Annotated in this window: 16 protein-coding genes, 1 tRNA gene and 1 other RNA gene; 3 read left to right on the top strand and 15 right to left on the bottom strand. The window is 31.9% G+C overall.

Annotated elements, in window-relative coordinates; translation table 11 throughout:
* Positions 1–1,707, bottom strand: coding sequence for a DNA polymerase III subunit gamma/tau (gene dnaX / locus AB9Q04_RS07385; protein ID WP_410024703.1), 1,707 nt, complete (start codon positions 1,705–1,707; stop codon positions 1–3).
* Positions 1,708–1,792: 85 nt separating this feature from the next.
* On the opposite strand from dnaX, the gene AB9Q04_RS07380 reads away from it, so the two are divergent.
* The 3 genes from AB9Q04_RS07380 to cbpB all read left to right on the top strand — a co-directional run bounded on the left by AB9Q04_RS07380 (position 1,793) and on the right by cbpB (position 2,702).
* Positions 1,793–1,883, top strand: a tRNA-Ser gene (locus AB9Q04_RS07380).
* An RNA gene (ffs, locus tag AB9Q04_RS07375) (signal recognition particle sRNA large type) lies at positions 1,883–2,150 on the top strand. The genes AB9Q04_RS07380 and ffs overlap by 1 nt, the downstream gene beginning before the upstream one ends.
* A gap of 87 nt (positions 2,151–2,237) precedes the next feature.
* On the top strand, positions 2,238–2,702 hold the full coding sequence (gene cbpB / locus AB9Q04_RS07370) for a cyclic-di-AMP-binding protein CbpB (protein ID WP_410024702.1): 465 nt from the start codon (positions 2,238–2,240) through the stop codon (positions 2,700–2,702).
* 14 nt (positions 2,703–2,716) lie between these two features.
* Here the strand turns inward: cbpB and AB9Q04_RS07365 are convergent, their stop codons facing one another.
* From AB9Q04_RS07365 to AB9Q04_RS07300, 14 genes are all read right to left on the bottom strand, one after another.
* On the bottom strand, positions 2,717–4,372 hold the full coding sequence (locus tag AB9Q04_RS07365) for a GlgB N-terminal domain-containing protein (protein WP_410024701.1): 1,656 nt from the start codon (positions 4,370–4,372) through the stop codon (positions 2,717–2,719).
* Between the two features lie 32 nt (positions 4,373–4,404).
* Entirely contained in the window at positions 4,405–5,106 is a 702-nt protein-coding gene (locus AB9Q04_RS07360) for a glucosaminidase domain-containing protein (RefSeq protein WP_410024700.1), read from the bottom strand.
* 62 nt (positions 5,107–5,168) lie between these two features.
* The gene (gene pyrE / locus AB9Q04_RS07355; protein ID WP_410024699.1) at positions 5,169–5,744 is read right to left on the bottom strand and encodes an orotate phosphoribosyltransferase; all 576 of its coding nucleotides are present in this window, start codon (positions 5,742–5,744) and stop codon (positions 5,169–5,171) included.
* 8 nt (positions 5,745–5,752) lie between these two features.
* Positions 5,753–6,652, bottom strand: coding sequence for a dihydroorotate dehydrogenase (locus AB9Q04_RS07350; RefSeq protein WP_410024698.1), 900 nt, complete (start codon positions 6,650–6,652; stop codon positions 5,753–5,755).
* Complete coding sequence (locus tag AB9Q04_RS07345; RefSeq protein WP_410024697.1) at positions 6,649–7,374, bottom strand: dihydroorotate dehydrogenase electron transfer subunit; 726 nt, start codon at positions 7,372–7,374, stop codon at positions 6,649–6,651. The genes AB9Q04_RS07350 and AB9Q04_RS07345 overlap by 4 nt, the downstream gene beginning before the upstream one ends.
* A complete protein-coding gene (gene pyrF / locus AB9Q04_RS07340; RefSeq protein WP_410024696.1) occupies positions 7,361–8,224 on the bottom strand; it encodes an orotidine-5'-phosphate decarboxylase in 864 nt (287 codons plus the stop codon). Before pyrF ends, AB9Q04_RS07345 begins: the two co-directional genes overlap by 14 nt.
* Entirely contained in the window at positions 8,208–9,401 is a 1,194-nt protein-coding gene (locus tag AB9Q04_RS07335; RefSeq protein WP_410024695.1) for a dihydroorotase, read from the bottom strand. Before AB9Q04_RS07335 ends, pyrF begins: the two co-directional genes overlap by 17 nt.
* Positions 9,401–9,829, bottom strand: a complete 429-nt coding sequence (locus tag AB9Q04_RS07330) for an aspartate carbamoyltransferase regulatory subunit (RefSeq protein WP_410024694.1) — start codon at positions 9,827–9,829, stop codon at positions 9,401–9,403. Before AB9Q04_RS07330 ends, AB9Q04_RS07335 begins: the two co-directional genes overlap by 1 nt.
* Complete coding sequence (gene pyrB / locus AB9Q04_RS07325) at positions 9,822–10,748, bottom strand: aspartate carbamoyltransferase (RefSeq protein ID WP_410024693.1); 927 nt, start codon at positions 10,746–10,748, stop codon at positions 9,822–9,824. Before pyrB ends, AB9Q04_RS07330 begins: the two co-directional genes overlap by 8 nt.
* Before the next feature lie 56 nt (positions 10,749–10,804).
* Entirely contained in the window at positions 10,805–11,338 is a 534-nt protein-coding gene (locus AB9Q04_RS07320) for a class IV adenylate cyclase (RefSeq protein WP_410024692.1), read from the bottom strand.
* Positions 11,338–12,015 carry a metallophosphoesterase gene (locus tag AB9Q04_RS07315; RefSeq protein WP_410024691.1) on the bottom strand — a complete coding sequence of 226 codons (678 nt, stop codon included), beginning with the start codon at positions 12,013–12,015 and terminating at the stop codon, positions 11,338–11,340. The genes AB9Q04_RS07320 and AB9Q04_RS07315 overlap by 1 nt, the downstream gene beginning before the upstream one ends.
* A complete protein-coding gene (locus AB9Q04_RS07310) occupies positions 12,012–13,832 on the bottom strand; it encodes an ATP-binding protein (protein WP_410024690.1) in 1,821 nt (606 codons plus the stop codon). The genes AB9Q04_RS07315 and AB9Q04_RS07310 overlap by 4 nt, the downstream gene beginning before the upstream one ends.
* A complete protein-coding gene (locus tag AB9Q04_RS07305; RefSeq protein WP_410024689.1) occupies positions 13,829–14,839 on the bottom strand; it encodes a metallophosphoesterase family protein in 1,011 nt (336 codons plus the stop codon). The genes AB9Q04_RS07310 and AB9Q04_RS07305 overlap by 4 nt, the downstream gene beginning before the upstream one ends.
* The gene (locus AB9Q04_RS07300; protein ID WP_410024688.1) at positions 14,836–15,405 is read right to left on the bottom strand and encodes a histidine phosphatase family protein; all 570 of its coding nucleotides are present in this window, start codon (positions 15,403–15,405) and stop codon (positions 14,836–14,838) included. Before AB9Q04_RS07300 ends, AB9Q04_RS07305 begins: the two co-directional genes overlap by 4 nt.
* Positions 15,406–15,469: the final 64 nt, after the last annotated feature.

Genomic DNA, 15,469 nt, shown 5'->3' with positions numbered 1-15,469 from the left:
CTATTCTATAATTAATTCATCTCCAAAGATATCTAATAGTTTGCTAGAATAATCTTTGCTTTCTTCTTTAATCTCTATTTCTTCTTTTTTTTTATCTTCTACATTACTTATATTATTGTTCATATTATCGTATGAATCAATAGTAAACTTATAATCTGCCTTTAAGATGTCTTTTAAATTCTTTTCTATATCATCTATTTTTGATACTATAAAGAAATTATAAAAGTCTTCTTTGATGTAAAGGATAAAGTTGTTATTACTTATCCTATAATTAAAGCCCTCATCAGTAAATAGACCATTTATAACTCCACCAGCCGTTTTTACTAGCATGTTTTTTATTTCTTCTTCCTCAACAGATGTTAAGAAACTACTAGTGGTTGGTGAAACTTCTTCTTTTTCTTCTACTCGTGGTGCTTGATCCCTGTTTTTAGAATCTATATTAGTATTATCTAAAACTTTTTTATCAGTATTATCATTTACCTCAGGAATCTTCCTATTAACTGATACGTTAGTTTTATTTAAATCTAGATTGGCTAGTTTAATTTCCACTACTTTGTTAATGGTATCTATCAAATCATCACCAGTATTTTTTTCTAGATAGCTTATCCTAGAATCTAGGTTATCTATATTTTTTAAATTTAATAGCCTTAGTATACAAACTTCAGTGAGCACATCTGTATTTTCTGTAAGCTTCATCTTATTATTATATTCTATAAGTATATCTAGATAGTCTCCTAGCTCACCATCAGTTATATCTGCTGATCTTTTAGCTATAAAATCTTTATACTCATCATTATCAAAATATGACTTATTGCCTGTAAGCTTAAATATTAAAATATCATTAAAATAAGCTATTAGGCTATCCATGATATCTTTATTGGACTTGTTATTAGCTCTTAAATCAAATAAGCTTTCCAAACTTATTTTTGAATCTTTTGCTATAATCGCACCTGTCAGTTTATCTACATCATAAAAATCCACTACACCTAGTAAGGATTGGACTTTTGCTAAATCATAAGACTTTTCTCCAAAAGAAACTACCTGATCTAGGATGCTTAGAGCATCACGCATGGCACCATTTGCTTTTTTTATAATAAGCTCGATGGCCTCCCCATCCATGTTAATATCCCTATCCTTTAGGATTTTATCTATTTGAGTCTTAATGTTTGAATCATCTATTTTATTAAACTCAAATTTTTGGACACGGGATAAGATTGTGCGAGGAACTTTTTCTATTTCAGTTGTTGCTAGTATAAAAACTAGATGGCTTGGTGGCTCCTCCATGATTTTAAGTAAAGCATTAAATGCCTCACGGGTTATCATATGGGCCTCATCTATAATATAAACCTTATATTTTAATTTATTTGGTGGATAGATTACATTATCTTTTAGGTTTCTTATATCATCTATCCTACGGTTACTAGCAGCATCCATTTCTACTACATCGATAGTAGCTTCTTCTTCAATGGCCTTGCAGTTTTCACATTCAAGGCATGGTGATCCATCTTTGGGATTTAGGCAATTGACTGCCTTTGCAAATATTTTTGCACAAGAAGTTTTTCCTGTACCACGTTCGCCAGAAAATATATAAGCATGGCTTATCTTGCCAGTTTTTACCTGATTTTTAAGGACAGTTGTTACCCTATCTTGGCCTAAAACTTCATCAAAAGTCTTTGGCCTATATTCTCTATATAATGCTTTTGCCATAATTTTCCTTTCTAAAACATTATACCATATGTAAAATTTTTGCATTTAGAAAAATTCATAGTATAGTCTAATATGTTAATCGTATGGAGAGCTGTCCGAGCGGTTGAAGGAGCACGATTGGAAATCGTGTATACATCTTTCATGTATCATGGGTTCAAATCCCATGCTCTCCGCCATGCACTAGATGGGGAACTAGCGATGCCTTGTAACCTGCAATTCGCTATAGCAGGGTCGAATTCCCAGTCAAGGGATATTATCTAACTACAAGCCTATATAAACTAGCGTTGACTACTGGGTCTTGCGCAACAGGAAACTATGAACCATGTCAGGACGGGAACGTAGCAGCATTAAGTAGACCTTTCTGTGTGCCGCAAGGTCACCTAGTACGAGCTAGGCTTATATAGATACTCTAGTGAGATTTTATTTCGAAGCTGGGTGTGCTTTACATAACCTCGAGGTTTAACCTCGAGGTATTTTTTTACTTTATTTTTCTTTTAAGGTAGTTTATAATCTTAATAAGGAGCTTAAATATGATAGGTAAAAATATAGAAAAGATGTTTAAAGAGCCTACCGAAAATATAATGATTCCTGCAAGTGATGTGGCTATAGTACATGAAGATGACTCCCTAGTCCATGCCATCCTCGTCCTATCTTCTTCTGGTTATCAAACTATCCCAGTTTTAGATGGTGAAAATAGAGTAAGGGGACTAATTTCTATTTCTAATATAGTTACTAGTACTGAAGATTTATCAATATTTGATGAGGATAAACTTGCTCAAATCAAAGTAAATAAGGTAATGAATCAAGTTGTGCCTATACTATTTGACAATTATAATCTAGAAGATGTTTTAAGGTTGATAATTAATAATAATTTTATCTGTATCACCCATAAAAATGGATATTTTTTAGGAATTATCCCTAGAAAAATAATCCTAGAAAGATTTACAAATATAGCCCATAACTTGGAAAATCAATATAGATTAACACAAAAATAATAAGAGGATGAGTTTTATAGCTCATCCTCTTTTATTTTAAATATCGCTGATCCAAAGGGTCTTATTTTTATAAAATCATTCTTATTTAAAATGCCATTTACATTGCCAGATCCCTTATAGGCTAAAGCTTCTGTATTTATTAACTCTTCTAGCTTATAAGGGCTAGGTATTTTGTATTCTAGGTCTGTTAAATTTATTATAATTAGCACTTTTTTATCTTTATAAGTTCTAATATAGGCATAAATACTATAGCCACCTATATCAAGGAGTTTTGTAGTTGATTCATTACTCGATAAGGCTTTTTCCTTTTTATATAGGCTAGTTAAGTCTTTGTAAAAATCATTAAAAGTTAAATTTTTATCAATTTTCGTCTTAAAGCTAGTTTTATCAAAGACAGAAAAGGTTTTAAAACTTGCTAGTTCATCTCCCATAAATATCATTTTTGATGAATTTAGCGAGTATAAAAAGGTAATAAGGGTTTTTAATTGACCTATCTTATCTTCTCCGTGCATTTTCATAGCTAGGCTTGCTTCATCTAAAAAAGCATCTACATAAGAAAAACCTAATACCTTTTTTGAGTTATCAGCTATTATTAAATTTTGTATATCCCTTTTATAGTTGTCACGCTCAAAAGGAGATTTTTGCATAATTCTTAAAATATTTCTAAAACTTAAATCGTAAACATAATCAAAAGATAAATCAAGATTATAAGTACCATTAAAGATTGCTATAGCATAGGCCTTATTGTTATGAATGATACTAATAATTTCTTCTAAAAATTCCACCCAATTTTGATTAATTCCTCTATCTTCTTGACCTTGCCAGTAAATAGCATTTTCTATATTAGCTAAAGCTATACCATCTAAGTTAAATTCTGTTAACCAATAATTAACTACTGATAGGATATAAGACCTGCTGGCATTTTTATTAGGATCAAAGTTTAAACCGCCATAAAAATTATATTTTATGTCTGAAAAATCATAAGTATATAGGTTTGTCCCGTCAAAATTATCTAGGAAATAAGGATTTTCATCGAATTCGTAAATATCTAGTTCTACTATAACTCCAATATTATTGGCATGCGCCTTATCTATAAATTCTTTAAAGTCTATCTTACTTCCATATCTACCTGCAAAGGCAAATAAGCCAGTACTTTTGTAACCATAAGACTTATAATTTTCATATTCAGTAACTGGCAAAAATGAAATGCAGTCAAAGTTATTAGCCACACAGTGGTCAATTAACTTATCAAAAGAAAAGGTCTCATCTTTTAAAAGTGATCCTAGGTGAACTTGATAGATATTTTTTGGCTTTTTATTTACTTTTTTATTTTTAAAGTCATAATCATCATCACCAACTAGGGAGCAATTTTCCTTTACTGACATCTCTCTTGCATAGGGATCTAGCTTTTTTATTATCTCCCCTTCTCTAGTGGTAAGTTTGTATTGGTATCTATCACCTTTTTTAGCATTTTTTATATTAGCAGAAAATACCCCTGTTCTGTATTTTCTTAATCCCTGACCCTGCCAATCGTTAAAATCACCTATAAGTTCAACTTTATAAGCGTTTGGAGCAAAAACTCTAAATATATAACCACCATCTTTTGGGTGGTTGCCAAAAAACTCATAAGCTTTTTTAGATTGTCCATCTATAAATTTTTTTGTATCCATAAAAACCTCCTACTTATAGGAAAAAAGACAGGTTATATACCTGTCTTGTTATCAAATGCATCTATCATAGATCTAGCTACTTCTATCATCATCCAGTTTACTTTTTTTGACCAATCTGGGTCTGTTGCATAGCTTATACCTATTGCATCAGTTGACACACCGTTATAGTAATCTCCATCAGATGATAGGTAACTTTCCTTTAAATGTTTTGCTACAGTATTTATAGAATCAGCTGGTGTTTTAAAATCTTTCGCTTGATTATATGGGTCAAAATCATAGGCATTAAAACCAAAAAGATTATTTTTATTTAAAAATAATTCACTAGTGCCATTACCAGTTTCATGTTTGGCCATAGCCATTAGCAAGATTGGATTTACACCATAGGTTTCTCCAGCTTTTTTAAAATCTTTACCAAGACCAGCTAGTCCAGTACCTGCTAAGGCATTATCTAGTTCTTCCGCAGAAAAGTCTGGTGTATTTAAAAGGTAAAACATATTGTTGGAATCAATCTTACTAGATCCTTGATCATAAAAAATATCTAAATCTTCTTCAAATTTTTTATATTTTTCTGATTGAGTTTTTTTTAGAAGCTTAGCCTCATAATATATCTTATTAATCCCATCTATGAGGTTAACTTTGGTGTTTTCCTTGGCAGCAACGGCCTTATTTGAGCTAAATAAAGCTATAAATAAAGCAAATCCCGCCACTAATTTTTGTGTATTTTTGTTTTTCATATATAAATTAAGTCCTAGCTTTTTTATAAATTATATTAGCCAGGACTTAATAAAGCAAATTATTATTTAATTTTTCTTGATCCAGGTTTTACTGCTGGTGTATCTTTTAAATGATCTGGTAGGTCATCTGCATCATAGGTATTTACATCTATTTTTGTAGCGGAGATAATAGGCAGACCATTTATCTCATCTTTATTTGACCTATTTACAATAGATGTTAGAGCTACTACTTCTGCCCCGTATGATCTAATTACTTCTACTGTCTCAAAGGAAGATTTACCTGTTGTAATTACATCTTCAACAATAATTACTTTTGCTCCCTCTGGAATTTCAAAACCACGGCGAAGAGTCATATCATTATCTACTCTTTCTGTAAATATGGCATTAGTCCCGATAGCCTTTGCTAGTTCATAAGAGATAATTACCCCACCCATAGCAGGTCCTACGCATAGGTCTACATCAATATCAGCTTCTTTTAGTTTTTCAGCTATTATTTTAGATACTTCTTCGCAATATTCTGGGTGTTGAATTAATTTCGCACATTGGATATATCTATCAGAGTGTTTACCGCTTGAAAGTAAAAAGTGACCTTCTAAAAGAGCGTCTGATTTTTTTAATAATTCTATTGTTTTATCCATCTTCTCTCCTAAATAATTCCTATAATTTCTTTTATATCTTCTATATTATTTTCTTCTAAATATTTTTCAATACCTACTGCTACATCTAGCATGGTGTTGTAGTCTACAAAGTTTGCAGTACCTACTTGGAGAGCGCTTGCTCCTGCCATAATAAACTCTAAGGCATCCTTATAATTCATTATTCCACCCATACCAATAACTGGTATATCTACTGCATGAGCTGCTTCATAAACCATTCTTAGGGCAATTGGTTTTATGGCTGGACCTGATAAGCCTGCAGTCTTATTTACAAAAACTGGAGCTTTTGTGTTTATATCAATGGCCATAGCGTTAAAGGTATTTACAAGTGAAATTGCATCTGCCCCATTATCTTCTGCAAGTTTTGCAAAAGTTGGAATGGATCCTACATTTGGTGAAAGTTTTACTATTAGCGGTTTTTTAGTTTCTTTTCTCACTTTTGATATAACTTCACTAGCCTTAGTTGGATCTGTACCAAAAGCCATGCCACCTTCTTTGACATTTGGGCAGGAAATATTTAACTCTATCATAGGCACATCAGTTTTATCTAAGATGCTTGCGCCTTTTACATAGTCTTCTACTGAATGGCCCCCTAGATTTGCAATGGTAACTGTATCTTTGCTAAGTAAAAATGGCAGTTCTTCATTTACAAAATACTCTATGCCAGGATTTTGTAGGCCAATTGAGTTCATAATACCTGATGGGGTTTCGTGGATTCTTATCCCGCTGTTGCCTAGATTTTTATTTAAAGTAAGACCCTTTGAGCAAATGCCTCCTAGTTTATCAAGGTCAATATAGTCTGCAAATTCTTTGCCAAAACCAAAAGTTCCACTGGCAGCAATTACTGGGTTTTTAAAGTGGATACCACAAATATCTACTCCTATATTCATTCAAAAACCTCCCTTGCATCAAAAACTGGGCCGTCTTTACAAACTCTTAAAAACTCCCCATCAGCACTTGGCACCGTACAACCAAGGCATGCTCCGATTCCACAAGCCATGTGGGCTTCCATAGAAACTTCTAAATAAGCCTCATTGTTTTTTTCATGGATTGCCTTAAGTAGACCATTTGGACCACAAGCATAAATAATATCATAGTCATCTGGGTTTAAGTCTTCTGTAATAAATTTCTTATCATTTTTAAATGAAGTTGTTGTAATAGAGTTTACATAGGGACTAAAATCATATACAAAGTATGGATCAAAGGTAAAACCTGCATAAAAATCAGGTTTTTCCGGTAGATTTTTTACTAAATCTAAAAGTGGTGCTATACCTATTCCCCCAGCAACTACTGCAACTTTTTTACCCCTTGCGATTTCAGTATTAAAACCCTTACCAAGTGGGCCTAAAAGTTTTACCTTATGGCCTGGATTAAGATCTGCCATAATTTCTGTACCTGCGCCTACAACTTGGTATAAAAATGTAAGTTCTTCTTCATCCTGGTCACATACTCCAAAAGGTCGAGATAATAAAGGTTCATTTCTAAAACTTTCTGTTCTAAACATAAAAAATTGGCCAGATTTTGCCTTTAAGCCAACATCGACTTTCATCTTCCAGATGTCAGGAGCTATTTCAATATTTTCTGTAATCACACCATTTTTATAGGTCTTCATTTTTTAAAATATCCTCCTGAGTTTTAATAACAGCTTCTCTGGCGTATTTGCCAATATTATCTGCTCCGTCAGTATGGTTCATATAAGCTTTTAAAACTCCACGGGAGTTATTAACTATTCCTCCGTTATTGTCATTTAAAAGTTTATAAACGTTTAAGCTATCTGCTCCTTGGGCACCGAATCCTGGGATTAAAAAGAAATTATTTTTATATCTAGTTCTTATTTCTTCAACTTCTTTGGTATGAGTTGCTCCTACTACAAATCCTACTGGCCCATAGCCTGATTCTCCAATGTACTTATCGTTTAGTTCTTGTAATTTATCTCCTACTTTATAAAATAATTCTTCTCCATCTGTTTTTAAAACTTCAAAGTCGTTTGCCCCAGGATTTGATGTTCTAAGTAAAACAAATACACCTTTTTTACCACTAGCTAAATACTCTTCATAAGGTTTGATGGAGTCCATACCCATGTATGGGTTTAAAGTTATAAAATCTGTTTGAAAATCTCCTTCAAAGTGGGCCTTAGCATATTGACTTGCAGAAGCTGCTATATCTGATCTTTTGATATCGCCTATGGATAATAAATCTTTTTCTTTTAGATAGGCTAGAGTATCTTTATAAGCTAGCATGCCTTCTATACCGTAGGACTCATAATAAGCTATTTGAAGTTTGTAGATAGCTGTTATATCGTAAGTAGCATCTATAATTTCTTTATTAAAAGCAAAGATAGCTTCATGGATGCTTTTACCTTCTTTATTTTTTTCTGGTATGTAATCAAGGGAAGTGTCAAGGCCTACACAGACAAAGCCTTTTTCTTCCACTTCTTTATATAATCTATCTATTATCTGCATATTTTAAGACACCTTTCTTATAAACTTTCTTCACCTTGCCAAAAAGTTCTTGGTCTATTAATAGGGAATTTTTTGATTTAGATTTTATATCTTCTTTTCTATAGATATAAGACTCATCAAGGTCTATTAAAGTAAAGTCTGCTTCATAACCCGTCTCTATTTTTCCTTTATTTAAACCTAAAAGTCTTGCTGGATTTGTTGCCATTATTTTTATCAAATCATTAAGTGAAATTTCCCCGGATTTTACTAAAACTTCATAGCAGGTTGAAAAGGCTGTTTCTATACCAATAAAACCTGGTGCACCTTTCTCTTTATCTTCTTTGCTATGAGGGGCATGGTCAGTGGATATGGCATCTACTGTGCCATTTTTAATCATTTCTATTAAAGTTTTTCTATCCTCTTCTTTTCTTATAGGAGGATTTACCTTTACTTCTTCACGTCCTTTATTAGCTAGTAGTAAATGGTGAGGAGTTACTTCACAAGTAATTGGTGCTCCTAGGTCTTTAAAGTATTTAATTGCTGTTATAGAACCCTTAGTAGATACGTGAGAGAAATGAGCTGGACAATTAAGTTTATAGGCATAATAAGAGTCACGAAGGGTCATTGCATCTTCTGCTATTACATAGTCTACATCAGAAACTTCATCCACTTCTTCATGTAGGGTCATAGTTACCCCAAGTTCTTTGGCTTTTTCCATGGCCTTATACATAACCATATCATCATTGACCCCGTGTCCATCATCTGAAATGTATTTTACAGATTCTGGCATAGAATCTAGGTGGTCTAAGGTTTTTCCATCAAAGTTTTCTGTAATGGTATATACTTGCTCAATGTCAATTAAATCTAAGTCTTTACCACGTTTTATAATATCATTATAAATTTCTGGGCTAGATACAGTTGGCTTGGTATTTCCCATTAAGAGTACGGAAGTATAGCCACCTGCAAGCGCTGAGTAGGATCCTGTTTCTAAATCTTCTTTATAAGTAAAGCCAGGATCTCTAAAATGTACGTGCATGTCTACAAAAGATGGAACTAGGGCTAGATTTTCACAATCGATTATTTCATCGGCTTCATTATCAGCAAAAGCTTCTACAATTATCCCATCTTTTACATAGATAGGGTCTCTAGATATTTTTACATCATCAAATGAATAACAATTTTTAAAAATTTGCTTCATTATTCTTCTACTCCGTAGATGTGATCGCAGTAAGCACATTTGTAAAGTTTTTCTTGTGGTTTAAATAAAGTAAATTTAGATGGTACAGACCTTTCTGATGTTGAAATACATTTTGGATTTTGGCAAGTTAAAACATTTACTATTTCCTCTGGTAGTTCTAGCTCTTTTTTCTCTACTACCTCTTCATTTTCTATAATGTTTACAGTAGCCTTTGGATCTATGATAGATACGACATCTAGGTCTAAGTCTTGGTGGTTTTCTACCTTTATAATATCTTTTCTGCCCATATTTGAGCTTTCTGCATTTAAGATTAATGCTACTTGATCATCCAGCTCAGCTAGGCCTAATAATTCAAAAATTTTTATTCCATTGCCAGCTTTTACGTGGTCAATTACTATTCCATTTTTTAAACTTGTAATCTCAAGCATTATTTGCCTCCAATAATTTCATAATAAGGGCCATTCTTACATACATACCATATTTAACTTGGTTAAAGTAAACAGCCCTAGGATCTTTATCTACTTCTGTTGCTATTTCATTTACCCTTGGTAGTGGGTGCATGATTATCATATCATCTTTAGCTTTTTTAAGTTTTGCCCTATCTAGGATGTAGGAATCTTTTAATCTTGTATATTGACTCATTGAGAAAAATCTTTCTTTTTGAATACGAGTCATATATAAGATATCTACTTGGTCTATTACCTCATCGAGGTTGGTTGTTTCGATGTAGTTTTTATTATCCTTAAATACATCTTCTTTTACATAGGTTGGTAATTTTAGCTCTTCTGGTGCTATTAGTATAAATTTGTTATTGCTAAATAAATTCATAACTTTTAATAAGGAATGAACAGTTCTACCGTATTTTAAATCTCCTACTAGACCAATGGTGTGACCTTCTAGGGAATCTTTATATTGGCTAATGGTTAATACGTCAGTTAGAGTTTGTGTAGGATGTTGGTGGCCCCCATCACCTGCATTTATAATAGGACAATCTGCAGTTTGACTTGCGAGATATGCTGCCCCTTCTTGTGGGTGACGCATGGCAATTATATCTGCATATTGGCTAACTGTTCTTACTGTATCCTGTAAACTCTCACCTTTAGTAGATGAAGATACATTTGCATCTGAAAATCCTACAACTGATCCGCCTAGTCTTATCATAGCTGATTCAAATGATAACCTAGTTCTAGTTGATGGCTCAAAAAAAAGAGTCCCTAAAATTTTTCCCTCACATATATGAGAAAATTCTAGTGGACTCTCTATTATTTCATTTGCTAAATTAATTAATTCGTATATATCGTCTTTAAAAAGTTCTTCTGATGTCAATAAATTTTTAATACTAATCATTTATACACTCCTTTTGTTCTTAAAGATGTTACACGAAAAAATAGCTTTAGTCAAGTTTACTTATTTAATTTTTCTCTAAGTTCTGTTATAGAAGCTGTAGTAATATTAGCTTTATCAAGACTTAGGTCATCAATTATTTCATCCATCTTATCCTTATTGCTAAATTCTATTTCCATATAAGGATGTGGATAGGTATTTTTATCCCAAATATCTATATCAAATCTTTGATTCTTATAGGAGTAGGATATACGTTCTTTCTCTCCTTCATACTCAATCTTAATATTAAGCTCTTCTAAAATTTTTATCATCATAGATACAGAATCTATATTTACAGTATATTCGTTATTGACACGAAACTGATCATCACTTTCTACTCTTTTAAAGGTAAGCTCTAGTGTTTTTTCACCATTGTCTTCAAACTTTGTTTCACGGATTCTTAAATATCCATTTTCAAAGACTCCTTCTTCTGGCACAAAGGTATAGTTTTTTTGAAATTCATGGCTTATTTTATCCGCACCAAGGTCAACTAATTTTTCTTCAATTTCTTTTGGATCTATATTTAAAACTTTTACTTCTATCTCTCTTTGCATCATACAATCCTTACTGGTGTAAAATTAATATAATCACCTGCTACGCATTTTATATCTATGCCGCCTACATTACCTTCTTTGATTATGCTATGACCTATCCCATGTAGATGGCCATAGATTAAATAATCTACATTGTTATCCTTACATATATCATAAAATTCATTTAGAGTCTTATCTTGGTTTATAGGTGGGTAATGGAGCATAACTATTTTTTTATTATCCCCACTTGCTCTTATGGAATTTTCTAGTCTCATAAGTTCTCTAGTAAATACTTTTTCATCATGGTCGGTAAAATCTTTATTATCTCTAGGTATCCAGCCACGAGTCCCGCATATATCATAGCCTTCTATGCTAAAGGAATTGTTCTGTAAATAGTGCATAGTAGAAAGATCTAGATTTTTTATCTTATTTAATGAAGTCCACCAATAATCGTGGTTACCCTTCATTAAAATTTTTTCTCCGTTTAGCTGGTCTATTTTTTTAAGATCTACATAGGCATGGGTAAGGTCCATAGCCCAGGATATATCTCCTGGGATTAAGACAGTATCATCAGGGCCTACCACATCATTCCAATTATGAAAAATACGTTCTTGGTAATTTTCCCAATTTTGACCGAAGACTTCCATGCTTTTTTCATTTGTATAATCAAGATGTAAGTCAGCTAGGGCATATATCATATTTCCTCCAAATCAATCATATTAAAATCGATGGCCTCACTTTTTAAAACTTCTTCTTCCCTATTGTGGCAGGATAGGTAAATAATTTGCCTATCACTTGCTAGGTCAAGTAGGAAAAATAGGGCTAGTCTTAGCCTATCTAGGTCGTAATTTATAAAGGCATCATCGAAGATAATAAAATTATCTAGTTTATTTTCATTTATCAAAAATTTAAGGGCAAAGTTTAGCTGGTCATAAAAACCAGTTGAAAGCTTGTCGACACTAATAGTTTCACCACTTGAAGTTGTTATACTAGGATTTAGCTCATTATCATAAGTGATTTTCTTATACTTATCCTTGGTAATCGTCGATATTAAATCTGATATTTCATTATTAAAGGTATTTCTATCGGCTGTTGAGCTTTTGGATACTTCTGCTATGGTGTCTTTGGCTAAATTTATAGCTGCTATTTGCTTTTCCATGGTTTTTAGATTCTGCTCTAGGATATTTAACCTATCTACTAGGTCTACTTCCGTGTTAAGCATCTGTTCAGCAGAGGCTAGTTTTCTTTCAAGGTCAATATTTGTTTTAGTTAGTATTTCTAAATCACTTTCTAGTTTTCTTATCTTATCTTCAGTCTCTTTTATATCCATCTTTTGGATGGCCTCAATATTTGTCCTATCCTTTGTCTTATCTTGATTGGCTAGAACTCTTAAGACATCTTCTATCTTTTCTTTTTCCTTAACTAACCTTAAATATTCGATATATCTCTGATCATTATACTTTTTATCTGTTGACTCTGACACTTCTTTATTCTTTTTGTCTATAGCTATCATCATAAGTGGCAATATGATAGCTAAAACTAAAAGATAATTTTGCTTAAAATATCTCCACAATACTATAAGTAAAAGTGAGCCAAGTATATAAAATACATAATGTCTGGATAGGTTCTTATTAGATAAATATTCTTTTTCTGCCTCTACAACAAGATTTTTCTTATCTTTTAAATCATCGTATTTTTTTAGTTCATTTTCTACAAAATTTAGCTCATTTTTATACTTAATCTCATCTTCAAGATTTTTATAGGCTACATTTTCCCTGTAGCTATCACGAGCATTTTTTAAATCTTTTAGTTTATTAGATTTATTGGCTATATCATCACGGTTTTTATAAAGTTTTGCAAAGTCTTTGTTAGTTTCGTTTCTAAGGCTTTTTAAGTCTAGGATTTCCCTTGATAATTCATCTATTTCAGTTTTTGTCTTTGCATAGGGCCTGGTATAGGCACGGTCAGATCCAATCTCTGCTAGCTTATTGTCTAAGAAATTTATAGCATCACTTGCTGAGAAGTTATAATCATCTCTATTTATTAAAAGCTCTACTACCTTGGCCTTGGCCTTTTCGCTTGATTCTTGGCTTTGGTAGTTTGAAATAATATTTTTATATATATCATAGGATAAGCCTAGTAGAAATTCTCCCGGATAGTTTAAATTACTTGTCTTTGCTTCAACAACTTCATTATGGAATAAATCATATATTTCATATTCACCACTATCAAAGTTACGACTTATCCTATAATCTATGCCATCTTTATTAAAGACTGCTAGACCTGCGTACTTATAAGAATTAAGGGGTCTATAAATTTCTTGTTTTTTATTAAAATGGCGGACACGGCTACCATCATCAAAACCATAAAGGATTCCCTCTATAAAACTAGCAATAGTAGACTTACCGGACTCATTTTTACCATAAATTAAGTTAAAACCGCTATCTAGGTCTATAGTTGTATTTTCAAAGTGGCCAAAGGATATCAGATGAAGTTTTTTAATTATTACACTCATTTTTTACTCCTTAATATAGCCTCTAGACCCAGCTCATAAGCTAGCCTACTTATCTCATCATCCTTCCCTTCAAAATTTTTACTAAATTTACTTAATAAAGAGTTTGGATAAAGGCTTACTGCACGACTCTTATTTTCTTGGTAGTCTTCTTTTATTTCTAAGTAATCAGCATTTATTTTTTTCTTTAAATTTCTCATATCTATGTCTGATTCTTCTTTTATATTAATCCTTAAGAAATTTATTTTATTGCTTAAAGAATCATTAACATATTTTAAAATATCTTCCTTGCTATCATATTCCTTTGGATAGAGATCTAGATCTATAAATTTCATCAAGGATGAGTCTACTTGGCTTATTTGACCATCATCGTAGCGAATGTATCCATAATCGTAAATATCAGAAAAATCATGGGGCTCGATGCTGCCTGGATAGTAAATACTATAGATATTTGCTGCCTTATGAATATGTCCTAAAGCTACATAATCAAAACCAATTTTATTTAATCTAGTTGGATCTAGGTCTAGATAATTTGTAGGACTAGGGCTAATATCTCCATGGGCTAATAATATATTAAAAAAATCCTTATCTAATTCTAAATCATAGGTAAAATCATTTTTGTAAATGCGGTCCTTATAAGATAAGCCATATACTCTAAGATTTTCTTTTTCAAATAAGGATAAGTTTTCTTCTGTGAAGATATGAAGATTATTTGGCTTACTATTTAAAAAGATAGTGTTATATGAGTCAAAATAATCGTGGTTACCTGTAACATAATAAATATCCTTGCCAAAGTTTTCAAATATCTTAAATAACCTATCAAAATCTTTTGATGAAAAATATAGCCTTTCAAATAAGTCTCCCGCAACTAAGGCAAAGTCTACATCTTTATTTTCCTTAAAAATATTTTCAAAAGATTCCCAGGACTTTTTTCTAATTATAGATCCTAGATCATTATCAAAGCTAGACTTATCTGCTAGGTGGGCATCTGCTAGGTGGATAAATTTCATAATAAATTGACACTTTCTATTATTTTTTTATTATCTTCTATTCTAAAGACAGTAATAGAGCCATTATCCAACCAAAATTTTTGCCAATTTTTCTTATCATCTAGTAGCCAAAATAATGATGATTTTATAGCTATGGCATGGCTTACACAAAGGATATTTTTATCTTCTTTGGACTTTTCTTCAAAAAAATCACTAGTTCTTTTGATGACATCATTTATAGATTCTCCACCAGGATATTTTATATTAAAAAAGTCTTTTTCTTTCTTATTAAAGAAATCTAATTCGTTAGTTCTAATATCATCAAAAAACTTGCCCTTAAAGTCTCCAAAGTCTAGCTCATTTATACGACTATCTACTTTAAAATCCGTATATCCAAGCCTTTGGGCGGTCTCTTGGCTTCTTTTTAGTTCTGATACGTAAACTTCATCTATGTCATATTTTTCTAAATTTCTTTTAGTATTATTTAAAACACTAAAGCCACTTTCGTGTAACTTAGTATCTTCCAAGGAATAAAATCTTGAAATATTTGCATCACTTAATCCGTGTCTAACTAAAATTATTCTCATTATCCTCTCCTTTACTTATATTATATCTTATATAGACACACAAAAAAACAAGACCCCAAGGCCT

Origin of the sequence: Anaerococcus groningensis, from assembly GCF_046365465.1 — a bacterium.
GTDB classification, from domain to species: Bacteria; Bacillota; Clostridia; order Tissierellales; family Peptoniphilaceae; genus Anaerococcus; species Anaerococcus groningensis.
This window is presented reverse-complemented; position numbering and strand designations above follow the sequence as displayed.

What these genes read in the sequence shown, in the direction of transcription:
- dnaX (WP_410024703.1), bottom strand. Translation starts at nt 1,707, where the DNA reads ATGGCAAAAGCATTATATAGAGAATATAGGCCAAAGACTTTTGATGAA.
- cbpB (WP_410024702.1), top strand. Translation starts at nt 2,238, where the DNA reads ATGATAGGTAAAAATATAGAAAAGATGTTTAAAGAGCCTACCGAAAAT.
- AB9Q04_RS07365 (WP_410024701.1), bottom strand. Translation starts at nt 4,372, where the DNA reads ATGGATACAAAAAAATTTATAGATGGACAATCTAAAAAAGCTTATGAG.
- AB9Q04_RS07360 (WP_410024700.1), bottom strand. Translation starts at nt 5,106, where the DNA reads ATGAAAAACAAAAATACACAAAAATTAGTGGCGGGATTTGCTTTATTT.
- pyrE (WP_410024699.1), bottom strand. Translation starts at nt 5,744, where the DNA reads ATGGATAAAACAATAGAATTATTAAAAAAATCAGACGCTCTTTTAGAA.
- AB9Q04_RS07350 (WP_410024698.1), bottom strand. Translation starts at nt 6,652, where the DNA reads ATGAATATAGGAGTAGATATTTGTGGTATCCACTTTAAAAACCCAGTA.
- AB9Q04_RS07345 (WP_410024697.1), bottom strand. Translation starts at nt 7,374, where the DNA reads ATGAAGACCTATAAAAATGGTGTGATTACAGAAAATATTGAAATAGCT.
- pyrF (WP_410024696.1), bottom strand. Translation starts at nt 8,224, where the DNA reads ATGCAGATAATAGATAGATTATATAAAGAAGTGGAAGAAAAAGGCTTT.
- AB9Q04_RS07335 (WP_410024695.1), bottom strand. Translation starts at nt 9,401, where the DNA reads ATGAAGCAAATTTTTAAAAATTGTTATTCATTTGATGATGTAAAAATA.
- AB9Q04_RS07330 (WP_410024694.1), bottom strand. Translation starts at nt 9,829, where the DNA reads ATGCTTGAGATTACAAGTTTAAAAAATGGAATAGTAATTGACCACGTA.
- pyrB (WP_410024693.1), bottom strand. Translation starts at nt 10,748, where the DNA reads ATGATTAGTATTAAAAATTTATTGACATCAGAAGAACTTTTTAAAGAC.
- AB9Q04_RS07320 (WP_410024692.1), bottom strand. Translation starts at nt 11,338, where the DNA reads ATGCAAAGAGAGATAGAAGTAAAAGTTTTAAATATAGATCCAAAAGAA.
- AB9Q04_RS07315 (WP_410024691.1), bottom strand. Translation starts at nt 12,015, where the DNA reads ATGATATATGCCCTAGCTGACTTACATCTTGATTATACAAATGAAAAA.
- AB9Q04_RS07310 (WP_410024690.1), bottom strand. Translation starts at nt 13,832, where the DNA reads ATGAGTGTAATAATTAAAAAACTTCATCTGATATCCTTTGGCCACTTT.
- AB9Q04_RS07305 (WP_410024689.1), bottom strand. Translation starts at nt 14,839, where the DNA reads ATGAAATTTATCCACCTAGCAGATGCCCACCTAGCAGATAAGTCTAGC.
- AB9Q04_RS07300 (WP_410024688.1), bottom strand. Translation starts at nt 15,405, where the DNA reads ATGAGAATAATTTTAGTTAGACACGGATTAAGTGATGCAAATATTTCA.